Below are 321 nucleotides of genomic sequence, written 5' to 3' on the forward strand. Positions count from 1 at the left end.
TGCGATTCACGTCCCGGAGGGCCGATGTCCCCCCATGTGCGCCATCCGATCTGGCTTCCGGCCCTGCGGCCGGCGGATGCGCGCACCTTCGCCTCGCTCTACGCGGTCGAATCCTTCGCCCGCGCCATGGTGTCGAGCGTCATCCCGATCCAGGCCTACGAAATCCTGCACAACGAGCAGATCGTCTCGATCCTCTATACGATCGTAGCGCTGCTCGGCCTGTCGGTGACTTTGTTCATGCCGATGCTGATCCGGCGCTTTGCCCGGCGCTGGGTGTATACGGCTGGCGCCTGCCTGCTGGCGATCGGCTCACTGTTCTTC

Annotated in this window: 1 pseudogene; it reads left to right on the forward strand. The window is 64.5% G+C overall.

Annotated elements, in window-relative coordinates:
- Positions 1-24: 24 nt before the first annotated feature.
- Positions 25-321, forward strand: a pseudogene (locus tag EN786_RS36800) (MFS transporter); the annotation flags it as partial.

It is taken from the genome of Mesorhizobium sp. M4B.F.Ca.ET.143.01.1.1, from assembly GCF_004792275.1.
In the GTDB taxonomy this organism is placed as follows: Bacteria; Pseudomonadota; Alphaproteobacteria; order Rhizobiales; family Rhizobiaceae; genus Mesorhizobium; species Mesorhizobium abyssinicae.